Below are 16,004 nucleotides of genomic sequence, written 5' to 3'. Positions count from 1 at the left end.
CAATCCTACGGTTGCGCTGCTCCTCATCTTGTTTAGTCCGGAGCAAACCTTGTGACTTACATGTTCTGGTAGACCGGGCCCTCGCCGCCCTGTGGCGGCACCCAATTTATGTTCTGGTTCGGGTCCTTGATGTCGCAAGTCTTGCAGTGCACGCAGTTCTGCGCGTTGATGACGAAGCGCACATCCTTGGCCGCAGGATCGGCGGCGGCATTGCCATCCTTGTCGACCCATTCGTAGACGCTGGCCGGGCAGTAACGCGTCGAGGGCCCCGCATAGACGTCATGCTCGGAGCGCTTCTGCAGGTCCATGTCGGCGACGAGCAGATGCACCGGCTCGTTCTCCTCGTGGTTGGTGTTGGACAGGAACACCGACGACAGCCGGTCGAAGGTCAGCACCCCGTCCGGCTTCGGGTAGGCGATCTTCTGGTGCGCGGCGGCCGGTTCCAGCGTCGCGTAGTCGGCCCTGCCGTGCTTCATCGTGCCGAAGGGCGAGAAGCCGAACAGCGTGTTCAGCCACATGTCGAGGCCGCCAAGGCCGACGCCGACAATGGTGCCGAAGCGCGACCATAGCGGCTTGACGTTGCGCACTTTCTTCAGGTCCTTGCCGATATCGGTGGCGCGCCAGGTGGCCTCGTAGGAGGCCAGCTCGTCATTGGTGCGGCCGGCGGCTATCGCATCACAGACATGCTCGGCCGCCAGCATTCCGGAGAGCACGGCATTGTGCGAGCCCTTGATGCGCGGCACGTTGACGAAGCCGGCCGCGCAGCCGATCAGCGCACCGCCGGGAAAGGACAGTTTCGGCACCGACTGCCAGCCGCCTTCGGTGATGGCGCGGGCACCGTAGCCCAGCCGCTTGGCACCCTCGAAGGTGCCGCGGATCGCCGGATGGGTCTTGAAGCGCTGGAACTCGTCAAAGGGCGACAGATAGGGGTTCTTGTAGTTCAGGTGAACGACGAAGCCGACTGCCACCTGGTTGTCCTCGAGATGGTAGAGGAAGGAGCCGCCGCCGGTCTTCATATCGAGCGGCCAGCCGAAGGAATGCTGGACAAGGCCGGGCCGGTGGTTTTCCGGTTTGATCTGCCAGAGTTCCTTGAGGCCGATGCCGTATTTTCCGGGCTCACGACCGTCGGAAAGGTGGTGTTTGGCGATCAGTTGCTTGGCCAGCGAGCCGCGCGCGCCCTCGCCGATCAAGACATATTTGCCCATCAGCGCCATGCCCGGCGCAAAGCCCGGACCGTGCGTGCCGTCCTTCTCGACGCCCATGTCGCCGGTGACGACGCCGGTGACCGCACCGGCCTCGTTGTAGAGCAGGCCGACCGCGGCAAAGCCCGGATAGATCTCGACGCCCAGCGCCTCGGCCTTGGTCGCCAGCCAGCGGCAGACATTGCCGAGCGAGACGATATAGTTGCCGTGATTGTTCATCAGCGGCGGCATCAGGATATTGGGCAGACGGAACGAACCGGCGGGGCCGAGAACCAGGAAATGGTCGTCGGTGACCGGTGTCCTGAAGGGATGACCCTCCTCTTCGCGCCAGCCGGGCAGCAGCCGGTCGATGCCGATCGGATCGACGACGGCGCCGGACAGGATGTGCGCACCGACTTCGCCGCCCTTTTCCAGCACGACGACGGAAAGCTCGGGATTGACCTGCTTGAGACGGATCGCGGCGGCGAGGCCGGCCGGGCCGGCGCCGACGATGACCACGTCGAATTCCATGCTTTCGCGTTCGATATCGCTCATCGATCCCTCACTGGCTCGCTATTCCCGGCATCTTGCTGGCTCACGCGCTGCATAGCGCATCAAATAGCGACGGGAAACCGGCGCGGACGTGACAATACCGATTTCGTCAAAAAGTCGCGTCCTGCCGCACAGATTCGCGGTGACGAGCATCAATCTTCAATCCTATTCCGTTTGCACAGATATGTCGCACTGATGTTTTTAATTGTTCGACGGCTTGCTTATCGGCCATACTTCCCGCCATGCGCATATTCGGGCCGGCTGGCTTTTCATCGACGCGCTTTTTTTTCACGCCCGGCCGGTTTTGCCGTGCGGCGCTCTTGGCGCTTCTGCCACTGACGGCCCTCGATGCCCGTGCCGAGCAGCAACTGGTCTGGGCGACCGGCGCCTATTCCTTTTCCGACGAGCGCGGCGGTTTCCGCATCACCGGGGCTTCCGGCATCGGCACGAAGGAGGATCCGCTGGTCATCACCGAAGAGCTGAATTCAGCGACGCCGGTAACGCTGGCCATTCGCACGACAAGGCCGATCCAGCCGTTCGGCAAGGCGGGAGACTTCGCCAATGGTCTGATGTATATGCGCATCGACGTGCTCAACAATAGCGGCCAAGCCTGGGTCGAGTTCCAGTTCGAACTCCAGGAGATCCTCGACCAGCCGAGCGTGTTCGGCGACGGCCTGTCGTTCGACCAGCGCAACAAAACGCCCGAAAATATCTGGTCGAGCAGCTACGCCGATTTCGACCGCAATTTCGAACCGTATGACCGCCTGCTGTTCAAGAACGGCAAGATCGACCCGCTGAAGACCGCCAGCTTCTATTTCCTGATCACCGACTACACGCCGCGCTGGACGTTCTATCTGGTGCAGGATCCGCGCATACCGTCGAGCTGAACTTGCAAATTCAAGCTCCGCGGCCGAATGTGAAACCATGACTGCCGCCCCCCACACTAGCCGAGCCGATCTCGCCGAGCTGCTGGCCTTCTACGCCAGCGCCGGCGTCGACGAGGCACTTGAAGAACAGCCGGTAAACAGGTTTGCAGAAGCCAGGCCGCCGGAGCGGGTGCCTGCGGCGGCCGCTCTGCCGGCCGGTGAAAATGCATCGCCTCATCGCTCGACGAGCGTGTCGCGCGCCGAAATGGGCGAGAGACCGAATACGGCACCGGCAGTGCGAACGTCCGCGGCCATGTCAACGGTGCCCGACGAGGCGCAGGCGGCATTGGCGCGGCAACTGGCGAGATCGGCGGCAAGCCTCGACGAGCTTCGCCAGCACATGGCGGCATTCGACGGCTGCAATCTTAAATTCACCGCCAAGAACTTGGTGTTCGCCGACGGCAATCCGACTGCCGCGGTGATGCTGGTCGGCGAAGCACCGGGCCGCGACGAGGACATAGAGGGCTTGCCGTTCGTCGGCCGCTCGGGCCGGCTGCTCGACCGCATGCTGGCCGCGATCGGTCTTGACCGGACATCTGCCTACATCGCCAACGTGATTCCCTGGCGGCCGCCGGGCAACCGCACGCCGACGCCGCACGAGACCGAGATCTGCCGGCCGTTCATCGAGCGGCAGATCGAACTGGTCAATCCGAAGGTGCTGGTCAATCTCGGCGGCCCGTCGGCAAAGACCCTGCTCAACACCTCCGAAGGCATATTGCGGCTGCGCGGCAACTGGCGCGTCCACACGACTCCGTCTGGCGTCGCCATTCCCGCGATGCCGACCCTGCATCCGGCCTATTTGTTGAGAACGCCGGCGCACAAGAAGCTGGCGTGGCGGGATTTCCTCGAAGTGAAGGCGAAGTTGCGGGCACTTGGGTAACGGTGCAGAACGCGTCTTCCGTCCTCCCCTTGCGAGGAAGGAAGGGCGGCATCATGACCTAGCAGGTAATTGAAATGCGCCCACTGCCGGCCTAGTCATCTCGTCATGACAGCAGCCCAGATTTCCGCCGGCAGTCTCATTCGCGAATGGCGTACACGCCGGCGCATGAGCCAGCTCGACCTCGCTATGGAGGCCGAGGTCTCGCAGCGGCATCTGAGTTTCGTTGAAAGCGGCCGCGCCGCACCCTCGCGTGACATGGTGCTGCATCTGGCGGAGCAGCTTTCGATCCCGCTCAGGCAGCGCAACCAGCTGCTGCTGGCCGCCGGCTTTGCCCCGAGCTTCAGCGAACGACCACTTGACGATGCCTCGATGGCACCGGCGATGGCGGCGGTCGAGACCGTGCTCAAGGCGCACGAGCCGTTCCCGGCGCTTGCCGTCGACCGGCATTGGAACCTGGTGTCGGCGAACGCCGCCATCGGCCCGTTCCTCGCCAATGTCGCCGACGCCTCCCTGCTGAAGCCGCCGGTCAACGTTTTGCGCCTCAGCCTGCATCCCGGCGGCATCGCGCCGCGCATCGTCAACCTTGCGGAATGGCGGACGCATCTTCTGGAGCGGCTGAAGCGGCAGAACGACGCTGCCGCCGATCCGGTTCTGGTCGAGCTCGAGCGCGAGCTTCGGGCCTATCCGTCCGGCCTTAAAAGCAGCCGGCCGGCGCCGGTCGAACCGAACGCGATTGTCCATCCGCTCAAGCTTGCCCATGACGACGCGGTGCTGTCGTTCATCAGCACCATCACCGTGTTCGGCACGCCGCTCGACGTGACGCTGTCGGAGCTGGCGATCGAATCTTTTTTCCCCGCCGACGAGCAGACGCGGGCGGTGCTGATGCGGCTGGCGAAAGAGCGGACCGACGCAGCGGGCTGATCACCCTTCCGGCGCGACGGCCTTGCGGGTGCGGGTGCGTTCGAGACCCAGCTGGCGCTCGCGCCAGATGATGAAAATCCCCGCCGCAACCACGATCATGCCGCCGACCAGCATGTTGATCGTGGCGACGTCGCCAAAGACCAGATAGCCGACGACGACGCCGAGGATCATCGAAGTGTATTCGAAAGGTGCTACGACGGAAGCCTCGGCATGGCGATAGGCCGAGGTCATCAGGATCTGGCCAAGCCCGCCGCAAAAACCCGCGGCAATCAGAAGCCCCGCCTGTGCTGGCGTCAGCGCCTGCCAGCCGAATGGCAGCGAAAGCAGCGCCATGACGCTCGCGGTTACCGAAAACCACAGCACGATGGTCGCCGTCCGCTCGCTCTGGACGAGGTTGCGAACCAGGAGCATGGCGATGGCCGAGATCGCCGCGGCTATGAGGGCGGCGATGACGCCAAGCACCTCCTGATCGCCAAGGGCAGCGCCCGAACTGAGCAGCGTCAGTTCCGGCCACGAGATGATCAGCACCCCGACCAGGCCGACGGCAACCGCACTCCAGCGATAGATGCGGATGGCTTCGCCGAGGAAGATCGAACTGAACACCACGACCAGCAGCGGCTGCGCGTAGTTGAGTGTGATCGCCTCCGGCAGCGGCAGCCGCGTCAGCGCGAAGAAGCCGAGCCCCATGGCACAGACACCGACGACGCCGCGCGCAATGTGGTTGAGCGGGCGCTTTGTCGAAAAGGCGGTTCCGAGTTTTCCCTGGAAGGCGAGGAAGGCGATGATCGGAAAAATGGCAAAGAAGGAGCGGAAGAAGACGATCTGGCCCGCCGGCACGGTGCCTGCCGCCTTGATGCAGGACGACATGCCGACGAAGACCGCCACCGATACGATCTTGAGCAAGATCCCGGTCAGCGTGCTGTGCTCGCCGGCAAGGTCGCCAGCTGCAAGCACTGGCAAATCCGGTCTGGCTGTCACGCCCCTTTTGCTTCCTCGATCGCCGCCCAGATGCACGCCGGCGTTGCCGGCATGTCGATATGCCTGATGCCGTAGGTGCGGTAGAGCGCGTCGGTCACCGCATTGAGCGCGGCAGGCGTCGACCCGATCGTACCCGCCTCCCGCGCGCCCTTGATGAAGGCCATATCCTCGCGACGCAACACAGAGGCGCTCGTTCCGAATTTCGGCGTGACGACGGTCATGGAAGCCTCGCGATGATGCTTGGGAAATGATCGCCTGAAATAGACGTCGCTGCAGTTTTGTCGAGGGAACGTTTCGTGTAAAGAGCGCAGACTTCAAATTATTTGGACCAGCGGACCCGCCCGCCGCTCCCGGATCGACAGGAAAAATCAAGGAATGCGCACAGATACCGGCCAGGTCTTCAAGCTCGAAGACTATCGCCCCAGTGATTATCTCATTCCGGAAACCAGCCTGACTTTCCGCCTTTCGCCTGAAGCAACGCATGTGACCGCCGTGCTGACGGTCGAACGCCGCGACGGGATTGCGGCGTCGGTGCCACTGGTGCTGGATGGCGACGGGCTGACGCTCCGCAGCATCGCCATCGACGGCCAGGAACCGAGCCCTGCGGATTTTCTCGCCACGCCCGATCAACTGACAATCATCAGCCCCCCTGCGACAAGGCGCTTCCAGCTGAGAATTGAAACCGTGTTGGCGCCGGCGCAGAACGAAGCGCTAATGGGCCTCTATCGCTCGAGCGACGTCTATTGCACACAATGCGAGGCCGAAGGCTTTCGCCGCATCACTTATTTCCTCGACCGTCCCGACATCCTGTCGGTCTATACGGTCCGCATCGAAGCTCAGCGCCGTGAGGCGCCGCTGCTTTTGTCCAACGGCAACCCGGCCGATGGCGGCGAGCTTGCCGGCGGCTGGCACTATGCGGTCTGGCACGACCCCTTCCCCAAGCCGTCCTATTTGTTTGCGCTGGTGGCGGGCGACCTCGGCAAGATCTCGGACAGTCTCGTCACCCTGTCTGGCCGCAAGGTCGAGCTCGGAATCTATGTCGAACCGGGCAAGGAGAGGCTCGCCGGCTACGCCATGGACGCTTTGAAACGGTCAATGAAATGGGACGAGGAGGCATTCGGCCGCGAATACGACCTCGATGTCTTCAACATCGTCGCCGTGTCCGACTTCAATATGGGCGCAATGGAGAACAAGGGCCTCAACATCTTCAACGACAAGTACGTTCTTGCCGACCAGGAAACTGCGACCGACGCCGATTTCGCCAATATCGAAGCCATCATCGCGCATGAGTATTTCCACAATTGGACAGGTAACAGAATCACTTGCCGCGACTGGTTCCAGCTTTGCCTGAAGGAAGGGCTGACGGTTTTCCGCGACCACGAATTCTCGGCCGATCAGCGCTCGCGCGCCGTCAAGCGCATCGCCGAGGTGCGTACGCTGCGCGCCCATCAGTTTCCCGAGGACCAAGGGCCGCTGGCGCATCCGGTCCGGCCTCGCCGCTACCGCGAGATCAACAATTTTTACACGGCGACGGTCTACGAAAAAGGCTCGGAAGTCGTGCGCATGATCCATACCATCCTCGGCGCCGAGACGTTCCGCGCCGGCATGGACCTCTACTTCGAACGTCACGACGGCCAGGCGGCGACGATCGAAGACTTCATCAAAGTGTTCGAAGACGTCTCAGGTCGCGACCTGTCGCAGTTTTCGCTGTGGTATCATCAGGCCGGTACGCCGAACCTGACCGTCAGTTCGGCGTATAATCCGGCGGCGCGGGAATTCACGCTCGAAATCGAGCAGTCGGTGCCGCCAACACCGGCGGAAAGCCGAAAGCGGCTGATGCACATTCCGCTTGCCTTCGGCCTGGTTGGCGCCGGTGGCGAGGCGATAGCCCATAGCGGCGTCGAAGGGGCGAATGTCGAGGACGGTGTCATCCATATCCGCAAACGCCGCCATGTCGTCAGGTTTTCCGGGATTGTCGAGCGTCCGGCCATGTCGCTCAACCGCGGCTTTTCGGCGCCGGTGACACTTTCGGTCGAGCAGCGGCCCGACGACCAGTTTTTTCTGGCTGGCCACGACAGTGACGCCTTCTCGCGCTGGCAGTCGTTCAACACGCTTTTGACCGATGCGCTGATTGCCGGTTTCCGCCAGATCCTGGACCACAGGCCAACCGAGATCAGCGCCCGGCTGACCGAGCTTGCCGGCAAGACAGCCGGCGACGAAGCACTCGAACCCGCCTATCGGGCACTGGCCCTGGCGCTGCCCGGCGAGGCCGATATCGCCCGCGACATCGGCAAGAACATCGACCCCGACGCCATTTTCGCGGCGCGCGAGGCGCTGGCAGTTGCGATCGCCGAGGCCAACCGCGAGATATTCTCCAAACTTTACGATCGGCTCGCCGACAATGGCCCGTTCAGCCCGGACGCGGCCAGTGCCGGGCGGCGGGCTCTGCGCAATGTCCTGCTGGACTATCTCTCCTTGCTGCCGGGAGGTGCGGGACTCGCTGCCGGGCACTTCCAATCGGCGACCAACATGACGGATCGTGCCGCGGCGTTGACCGTTCTTGCGCACCGTCACCATGGCTCACCTGAGGCGACCATGGCACTGGCCGATTTCGAGGCGAAATATGGAACCGATCCGCTGGTCATGGACAAATGGTTCCAGACCCAGGCCAGCGTGCCCGGCCCGCAAACCGTGGACGCGGTGCGCGCCTTGACCAGCCACCCGGCGTTCTCGATGGCCAACCCGAACCGGGTACGGGCACTCATCGGTACGTTTTCCAGCGCCAACCAGACCGGCTTCCATCGCGCCGACGGCCAAGGCTACCGGCTTTTCGTCGAAACGGTGCTGCAGGTCGAAAAACGCAACCCGCAGGTGGCCGCCAGGCTGGCGACGGCGCTCAGGTCGTGGCGCTCGCTCGAACCGGTGCGGCAGGCCAAGGCAAGGGAGGCGTTGCTTTCGATCGCCAATACCGAGAAGCTGTCGGCCGATTTGCGAGACATCGTCGAGCGCACCCTGGCGTAAGCGACCTCCCGTTCTCCCCTTGTGGGAAAAAGGGAAGACCACCCGAAAACCCCATTATTTTAGTCGATTTTTAATCTTTTTTCGTCGCGCCTCTGGACAAGGCGAATCACCTTTGATTCTTTAGTGACGATTCGGAAGTGCGGCGTTGCCGGATCGTCAAGCGGGACAGAAAATCGGGGAGTGCCATTTATGGCGAAGGCGGACGCGTGGGGCGCGCCCGGTGGGACGGCGTTTGAGCGTCGCGAGGCGCGAAGCGACGGTCTCGCGGGCAATACGCGGCTCATCGCCGAACCTGCCTACCGACGGCTGCTGGCAGCCGAGCCGCTGTTGCGGCGATCGATCCCGGCCCTCATCATCATGTTTCTGTTGATCATCGCAGTACTGCGCTTTCTGTCGCTGATGAACGAGCGCGACGAGATCGAGCGCGACGCCAAGGCGATCCTTGCGCTGGCCGCCGGCCAACTGGCCAGTTCGATCGCCGACGCGACCATGGTTTCCGCGCCCGGCGCGATCCAGGACCTGCTGGAGAGCACCGGTCGTCAGGGCGCGATGGGCCGAAGCCACGTACTGGCGATCACCGATAGCGCCTTCAAGATCATTGCCGTATCGCCGCAGTCGATGCACTGGGAGGGGCGATCGCTCGATGGCGTCGTGCAGGGCGGGCAGCCGCTGTTCATGTTCGGCGACCGCGCCGGGGTAATGGAGGTCAACATCGGCGGACAGGACTGGTACGCGGCAGTGAGCCTGGCGAATGGCCGAAGGGGTGCCGCGGCCGCGTTCGTGCCGCAGGAGGCAGTTTTTGACGCCTGGCGCAAGACGGTCTCGCTCAACGTCACGCTGTTCGTGCTGACGGCCGGCGTGCTGATCATCATCCTCTACGCCTATTTCGGCCAGGCGGCGCGCGCCCAGGCCGCCGATCGCATCTATCTCGAAGCCCACCAGCGCATCGACATGGCGCTGGTGCGCGGCCGCTGCGGCCTGTGGGATTGGGACATGGTGCGCGGCAAGATGTACTGGTCGCGCTCGATGTACGACATGCTGGGCTACGAGCCTTGTGACACGATGCTGTCGTTCGGCGAAGTCGATGAAATCATTCATCCCGAGGACGGCGATTTGTTCGAACTCGCCAACAGGATCGTCGCACGCGAGATCGACCATATCGACCAGGTGTTCCGGATGCGCCATGCCGACGGGCAATGGATTTGGATGCGCGCAAGAGCACACGTTATCGACCCGGAAGCGCCGGAGATCCAGCTGATCGGCATCGCCGTCGACGTCACCGAGCAGCGGCATCTGGCGCTGCGCTCCGAAGCGGCGGACCTGCGCCTGAGAACGGCCATCGAAAACATCAACGAATCTTTCGTGCTGTGGGATTCGTCCGAGCGCCTGATCATGTGCAATTCCAAATACCAGCAGGACAACGGCCTGTTGGATCGCGACGTGATGCCGGGCGCTCCGCGCGCCGTTCTGGAGGAACGCATGCTGGCCTTCGCCTCGGAGCGGCGGCTTGCCAACACCAACGGACCGCAGGGAGGCGTGACCTTCGAGCGCCAGCTTGCCGACGGCCGCTGGCTGCAGGTGAACGAGTTGCGGACAAGGGACGGCGGTACCGTCTCCGTCGGCTCCGACATCACCCAGATCAAGCTGCACCAGGAGAAGCTGGTCGACAGCGAGCGCCGGCTGATGGCGACAATCCATGACCTCAGCCTTGCCCGCCGCGCGGAAGAAGAACGGGCTCGTGAGCTCGTCGAACTCAATCGCAAATACATGAAGGAAACCGAGCGCGCCGAAGCGGCAAACCGGGCCAAATCCGAATTCCTGGCCAACATGTCGCACGAGTTGCGCACCCCGCTCAACGCGATCATCGGCTTCTCGGAACTGATGGAACGGCGGCTGTTCGGGCCGCTGGGTTCGCCGCGCTACGAAGAGTATGCCACCGACATCAACGGCAGCGGCAAATATCTTCTCGGTGTGATCAATGACATCCTCGACATGTCGAAGATCGAGGCCGGCCAGTTCGCCCTGGATCAGGAAGAAATCGATCTCTGCCCGCTCATCAGGGAGACGGTTCGCGTCGTTTCTCTGCAGGCGGCGGAAAAGTCGATCACCGTCGAAACCCGCATCGCCGATTCGCTGACGCTGTTCGCCGACCGCAGGGCGATCAAGCAGATCCTCATCAACCTTCTGTCCAATGCGGTGAAGTTCACCGGGCAAGGCGGCCACATCTCGGTCAGAGCCCGCAGCATTTCCAGCGCGCTGATCCTGACGATCGAGGACAATGGCTGCGGCATCCCGAAGGCGGCGCTGAGCAAGCTCGGGCGGCCATTCGAACAGGTGCAAAACCAGTTCTCCAAGAGCCATGCCGGCTCCGGCCTCGGCCTCGCCATCTCGCGCTCGCTGGCCGAGCTTCAGGGTGGCGCGTTGAAGATCCGCTCGACCGAAAGCGTCGGCACGATCGTCTCGGTACGCATCCCGATCAAGAAAGCCGCGCAGGCGGTCAGGGCCGCTGCCTGAATGACAAAATAAGTCTCCGGCGGCTCGCGCCGCCGGAGCGGTTGTCAATTCTCACTGCATGCCGTCAGCGCCATCATTGCCCTCGCCGTCCCATTGGCGGTGACGGCCGGGACCCTTCGGCAGTTCGTTCTTCTCGATTTTCCCGTCATTGTCACGGTCGAGCACTGCGAAGACCTTCTTCTGGCGGCTGGTGATGTCATCGGCGGTCAGCGTGCCGTCGCCCTTGGTGTCGTAACGGGCGATGATGCGCCTGGCCATCTGCTCGAAGCGTGCTTTCTCCAGCGCGTCGGCGAGCTGTGCCACGGTCAGCTTGCCGCCATTGTCAGCGACCATCTTCTTCAGCCGCGCGTTCATGGCGTCGGAGAACTGGTCGAAGGTGATGGTGCCGTCATTGTCCTTCATGACCTTGTCGAGGCGCATCATCATGCCGTCGCGCGGCCCTGCGCCGGAGTGCTCGTCGGCATAGGCTGCGGTGCCGACGGCGCCGGCCAGGGCTGCGAAAACGAGCGCAAGTCTGGTTGTCTTTCTCATGGTCTTCTCCTGTTGCATCGTCACCCCCGATGCTTTCCGAAACGACCCTACGGCCCGTTACCGTCACGGCTGTCTCGCACGAAGCAGAAGGTCGAAATCCTTTCTGACCTTCTGCGACGTCTCCCCGAGATGCGCTTCAAGCACCCCGAAATCCGGCAGGTCGGTGACGGCCAGAAGCAGATCCGAAAGCCCTGGCGGAACGTCGTCGCGTTCGAACGCGCCGGTGAGGCAAAGCCGTATCATCTGGGTCAGCGCCAGATAGAGCGAATAGGCATCCACCAGTTCCTGCCTGACCTGGGCGCTGGCGAAATCCGGCGCCAGGCGCGACAGGACCTCAGCCGTGCCGGTGGCCCTGCGGCCTGCCTCGATCTTTCCGGTGATCAGCGCAACCTGGGCAATGAATTCGAGATCGATGAGGCCGCCCGGGATCTGCTTGATGTCCCAGGGATCGCGCGGCGGCTTCTCCTTGTCGACCATGGCGCGCATCTCGGATGCCTCGGCCATCACCTTGGCTGGATCGCGCGGCAGAGCGAGCACTGCGGCAACCTCTCCCTCGACCTCGCGGCAGAGCTCGGCATCGCCGCCGATCGCGCGGGCGCGCGCCAGCGCCATGTGCTCCCATGTCCAGGCGTCCTGGCGCTGATACTTCTTGAAGGCGTCGACATGGGTGGCCACCGGCCCCTTGTTGCCGGACGGCCGCAGGCGAAGGTCGAGCTCGTAGAGCACGCCCTCGGCGGTCGGCGCGGAAACGGCGGCGATCAGCCGCTGTGTCAGCCGGCTGTAGTAATGCGACGGGGCAAGCGGCTTGTCGCCGTCGGACTCCTCCGCATGGGCGTCGTGATCGTAGAGCAGGATGAGGTCGACGTCGGAGCCCGCCGTCAGTTCGCGGCTGCCGAGCTTGCCCATGCCGAGCAGCGCGACCCGGCCGCCGGCAATATAGCCATGACGCAAAGCGAATTCCGCCATCACCGCCTGCAATGCCGCCTCGATGGTCAGGTCGGCGAGATCGGAAAAAGCGCGGCCGGCGCGCGGCGGGTCGATCGACCCGGCAAGCAGCCTGACGCCGATCAGGAATTTTTGCTCCGAAGCAAAGATGCGCAGCCGGTCGAGCACGTCTTCATAGGCTCTGTCGCCTTCGAGGAAGGCGGCAAGGCGCGCCGACAGATAGGCGCGGTTTGGCAGTTCGCTCAGCAGCGCCGGATCGAGCAGCCCATCGAAGACATGCGGCCGGCGCGTGATGATGGCGGCCAGCCGCGGTGCCGCGCCCATGATAGTCGCCATCAGCTTCAGCAAAGCCGGATTCGACTGCAGCAGCGAAAACAGCTGGATGCCGGCAGGCAGGCCGGCAAGGAATTCGTCGAAGCGGATCACTGCCTCGTCCGCCCGCCGCGTCTGGCCGAAGGCTTGCAGCAGCGCCGGCGTCAGTTCGGTCAGCCGCTCGCGCGCTTCCGCCGACCTGGTGACGCGGTAGCGGCCGAAGTGCCAGCCGCGGATAACCCGGCAGATGTCGCTCGGCCGCTGGAAGCCGAGCCGCTGCAAGGTCTGCAAGGTATCGGGATCGTCGACGTCGCCGGTAAAGACCAGATTGCCGATGCCGGCCGAAAGCTCCGGCGCGGTTTCGAACAGCGCTGCATAGTGGCGCTCGACCTGGTGCAGCGCCGCGCGGAACGTTTCGGCAAAGCCTGCCGCATCGGCAAAGCCCAGCATGCGGGCGACGCGCTCCAGCCCCTCTTCGTCCTCCGGCAGGATATGCGTCTGCTGATCGGCAACCATCTGGATGGCATGTTCGACGCGGCGCAGGAACCAGTATTGCCTGGTGAGTGCATCGCGCGCGTCGGCGGTGATCCAGCCGCGGGCGGAGAGCTCGCCGAGCATCGACACGGTCTCGCGGCCGCGCAGTTCGGGAAAGCGGCCGCCGGCGATGAGCTGCTGGGTCTGGACGAAGAACTCGATCTCGCGGATGCCGCCGCGGCCGAGCTTGACGTTGTGGCCCTTGACTGCGACCTCGCCATGGCCCTTGTGGGCGTGGATCTGGCGCTTGATCGAATGGACGTCGGCAATCGCCGCATAGTCCATGTATTTGCGCCAGATATAGGGCTGCAGCTCCTTCAGGAACGCGGCGCCGGCGGCAACATCGCCGGCCACCGGGCGCGCCTTGATCATGGCGGCGCGCTCCCAGTTCTGGCCGCGCGCCTCATAGTAGCGCAGCGCCGCCTCGACCGGGATCGCCAGCGGCGTCGAGCCGGGGTCGGGACGAAGCCTGAGATCGGTGCGGAAGACATAACCATGCTCGGTGCGGTCCTGGAGAATGCGGACCAGCCGGCGGGTCAGGCGCGAAAACAGCTCGGTTGCATCGAGCGGATCGACGACAGCTGGCGCATCGGGGTCGAAGAAGACGACGAGGTCGATGTCGGAGGAAAAGTTCAGCTCATGCGCGCCGAGCTTGCCCATGCCGAGCAGGATCCAGCCCGAGCGTCGCGCCGGATTTTTGGCATCCGGCAATCGGAGCTTGCCTTGCTCATGCGCGTCGCGGAGCAGGAAATCGACAGCCGCACGCGTGCAGGCGTCGGCAAGGTCGCTCAGTCGCCGCACCGTCAGCGAGGTCTCGGCTTCGCCGGCGAGATCGGCCAAGGCGATCAGGAAATGCGCCTCCGCCTTGCATTGGCGCAGCTCCATCATCAGGCTGCTTTCGGAGACGGCCTGTACGCGTGCTGCCTTGTCGACCGCGGCGCCGATCGATGATAGCCGCGCCTCGATGGTCTCGTCGAAAAGCGCATCGAGTCTCCGCGGCCGGCGGCGCGCGGTATCGCGCAGGAACGGCGACAGGTCGAACACGGCGGCGAGGAAATCCTGGACGACCCCCTTGCCTGCCAAGAATTTCGCCAGTCGCGGCAGTTCTTTTTGCCGCGCGGCGTCGGCGATCTCCGACAATCCCTGCCTGGCGCGGCTTGCATCCAGCGGAACGAGCTTTATCGCCGGCTTCAACAGCCAGTCCGTTTCGAGGCGTCGCACTGCCATCCTCGCCACTATCAGCGATCCTCCCGCCCGGGAAAACTCATGACGACGGACAATCCGGGATTGCCGGGCAGAAGCTCAAGCCGTCCATTGTGGAACGTCACGATCGCCTTGGCGAGGCTCAAGCCAAGGCCGGAACCCGGCTGCGAGCGGCTCTTTTCCAGCCGCACGAAACGCTCGGTCACCCTGGCGCGGTCGACATCGTCGGGAATGCCCTGGCCGTTGTCGGAGACGGCGAGTCTGATCTCGCTACCGACACGCTCCAGCGTCACGCGAACCGTAGGCCTGGAGGTCGAGTCGGTCGAATATTTGATCGCGTTGTCGACGATGTTGGACAGCGCCTGGCCAATCAGCTCGCGATTGCCGTTGACGGCGAAGGAACCTTGCACCGAAGTTTCGAGCGTCACGCCCGCCTCCTCCGCTACCGGCTCGTAGAGTTCGACGACGTCGTGCACGGCAGCGGCCAGATCAACCCTGGTGGTGCTTTCCGAGGAATAGCCGGCTTCCAGTCGCGAGATCATCAGGATGGCGTTGAAGGTCTTTATCAGCTGATCGGATTCGGCGATCGTTCCTTCCAGCGCCTGCCGGTAGTCGCTGGTGTTGTGCTTGCCGGAAAGCGTCGCCTCGGCGCGATTGCGCAGCCTGGTCAGCGGCGTCTTCAGGTCGTGGGCGATGTTGTCGGAGACCTGCTTCAGGCCCTCGTTCAGCGTGGCGATCCTGGCCAGCATGGAATTGAGGTTTTCCGACAGCCGGTCGAACTCGTCGCCGGCGCCGGTGACCGGCAGCCGGCCGGAAAGATCGCCGCCCATGATACGGCGGCTCGCCTCGGACACGCTGTCGATGCGCTTCAGCGCCGCGCGCCCGACGAAGAACCAGATCAGCAGCCCGCCGACGCCCATCATGCCGAGCGCCAGCATCAAGGCGCGGCGAATGACGGCGCGGAAGCGCTCCGGCTCGCCGAGGTCGCGGCCGACCAGCATGATCATCTGGTTGGGCAGGCGCAGCACCAGGGCAATGGCGTTGTGGCCTTTCTCGCCTTCGGCCTGGACTTCGCTCTGGGCGGGCTCGTTCGGGTCGGAGACCGGGTTGCGCTGCCGCTCGAGCTCGCCCTCACCGAAGCGGCGGTAGGAGAACGGCTCGGTGGTCCAGCCCTCGGCCTCGATCACGCCCGGCTCCAGGCTCTGCACGTTGCCGGTCAGGATCTGGCCGTTGGCATCGGCGATCAGATAGAGATTGGCGCCGGGCTGGCGGGAGCGCTGCTCGACGACACGGACCAGCAGCGGCAAGCCGCCGCGCTGATAGGCGCGGGCGAGGCCGAGCACCTCGTCGTTGATCGTGTCCTGGGTCTGGCCGGTCAGCATGCGCGCCGACAGCGAGGTCATGTAGAACACGAGCAGCACCGCGCAGATGGCGAACAGCAGGAGGTAGAGCGCCGAAAGCCGCGCTGCCGTCGTCTTCATGATGGCCGGCACGGAAAGAGTCATG

Annotated in this window: 12 protein-coding genes; 5 read left to right on the top strand and 7 right to left on the bottom strand. The window is 63.9% G+C overall.

Going from position 1 to position 16,004, the window contains the following annotated elements; all coding sequences use genetic code 11:
* Nucleotides 1-56: 56 nt before the first annotated feature.
* Entirely contained in the window at nucleotides 57-1,736 is a 1,680-nt protein-coding gene (locus NKI47_RS17370) for an electron transfer flavoprotein-ubiquinone oxidoreductase (RefSeq protein WP_023677807.1), read from the bottom strand.
* Nucleotides 1,737-1,842: 106 nt separating this feature from the next.
* Nucleotides 1,843-2,025 carry a hypothetical protein gene (locus NKI47_RS17365; RefSeq protein ID WP_198023574.1) on the bottom strand — a complete coding sequence of 61 codons (183 nt, stop codon included), beginning with the start codon at nucleotides 2,023-2,025 and terminating at the stop codon, nucleotides 1,843-1,845.
* Here NKI47_RS17365 and NKI47_RS17360 point away from each other — a divergent pair.
* The 3 genes from NKI47_RS17360 to NKI47_RS17350 all read left to right on the top strand — a co-directional run bounded on the left by NKI47_RS17360 (nucleotide 1,976) and on the right by NKI47_RS17350 (nucleotide 4,460).
* Entirely contained in the window at nucleotides 1,976-2,620 is a 645-nt protein-coding gene (locus tag NKI47_RS17360; protein ID WP_023677808.1) for a hypothetical protein, read from the top strand. The genes NKI47_RS17365 and NKI47_RS17360 overlap by 50 nt on opposite strands.
* A 37-nt stretch (nucleotides 2,621-2,657) precedes the next feature.
* Nucleotides 2,658-3,539, top strand: coding sequence for a uracil-DNA glycosylase (locus NKI47_RS17355; protein WP_352569853.1), 882 nt, complete (start codon nucleotides 2,658-2,660; stop codon nucleotides 3,537-3,539).
* A gap of 105 nt (nucleotides 3,540-3,644) precedes the next feature.
* The gene (locus tag NKI47_RS17350) at nucleotides 3,645-4,460 is read left to right on the top strand and encodes a helix-turn-helix domain-containing protein (RefSeq protein WP_352591946.1); all 816 of its coding nucleotides are present in this window, start codon (nucleotides 3,645-3,647) and stop codon (nucleotides 4,458-4,460) included.
* On the opposite strand, the gene NKI47_RS17345 is transcribed toward NKI47_RS17350, so the two are convergent.
* Both NKI47_RS17345 and NKI47_RS17340 read right to left on the bottom strand, forming a co-directional pair.
* A complete protein-coding gene (locus tag NKI47_RS17345; protein ID WP_502894781.1) occupies nucleotides 4,461-5,438 on the bottom strand; it encodes a DMT family transporter in 978 nt (325 codons plus the stop codon). It lies immediately after the preceding gene.
* Entirely contained in the window at nucleotides 5,435-5,659 is a 225-nt protein-coding gene (locus NKI47_RS17340) for a hypothetical protein (RefSeq protein WP_352570006.1), read from the bottom strand. Before NKI47_RS17340 ends, NKI47_RS17345 begins: the two co-directional genes overlap by 4 nt.
* Nucleotides 5,660-5,813: 154 nt before the next feature.
* Here NKI47_RS17340 and pepN point away from each other — a divergent pair, with 154 nt between their 5' ends.
* Together pepN and NKI47_RS17330 are read left to right on the top strand one after the other, a co-directional pair.
* On the top strand, nucleotides 5,814-8,459 hold the full coding sequence (gene pepN, locus NKI47_RS17335) for an aminopeptidase N (protein ID WP_352569856.1): 2,646 nt from the start codon (nucleotides 5,814-5,816) through the stop codon (nucleotides 8,457-8,459).
* A gap of 189 nt (nucleotides 8,460-8,648) precedes the next feature.
* A complete protein-coding gene (locus NKI47_RS17330) occupies nucleotides 8,649-10,973 on the top strand; it encodes a PAS domain-containing sensor histidine kinase (RefSeq protein WP_352569857.1) in 2,325 nt (774 codons plus the stop codon).
* A 51-nt stretch (nucleotides 10,974-11,024) separates the two neighbouring features.
* On the opposite strand, the gene NKI47_RS17325 is transcribed toward NKI47_RS17330, so the two are convergent.
* The 3 genes from NKI47_RS17325 to NKI47_RS17315 all read right to left on the bottom strand — a co-directional run bounded on the left by NKI47_RS17325 (nucleotide 11,025) and on the right by NKI47_RS17315 (nucleotide 16,003).
* The gene (locus NKI47_RS17325) at nucleotides 11,025-11,504 is read right to left on the bottom strand and encodes an EF-hand domain-containing protein (RefSeq protein WP_352591942.1); all 480 of its coding nucleotides are present in this window, start codon (nucleotides 11,502-11,504) and stop codon (nucleotides 11,025-11,027) included.
* 63 nt (nucleotides 11,505-11,567) lie between these two features.
* Complete coding sequence (locus NKI47_RS17320) at nucleotides 11,568-14,522, bottom strand: bifunctional [glutamine synthetase] adenylyltransferase/[glutamine synthetase]-adenylyl-L-tyrosine phosphorylase (RefSeq protein ID WP_352591939.1); 2,955 nt, start codon at nucleotides 14,520-14,522, stop codon at nucleotides 11,568-11,570.
* An 11-nt stretch (nucleotides 14,523-14,533) separates the two neighbouring features.
* Nucleotides 14,534-16,003 carry a sensor histidine kinase gene (locus tag NKI47_RS17315; RefSeq protein WP_352591936.1) on the bottom strand — a complete coding sequence of 490 codons (1,470 nt, stop codon included), beginning with the start codon at nucleotides 16,001-16,003 and terminating at the stop codon, nucleotides 14,534-14,536.
* Nucleotide 16,004: the final 1 nt, after the last annotated feature.

This window comes from Mesorhizobium sp. M0633 (assembly GCF_040320645.1).
GTDB lineage: Bacteria > Pseudomonadota > Alphaproteobacteria > Rhizobiales > Rhizobiaceae > Mesorhizobium.
Note: the sequence above shows the minus strand (reverse complement) of the source record. Positions and strands in the feature narration are given on the sequence as shown.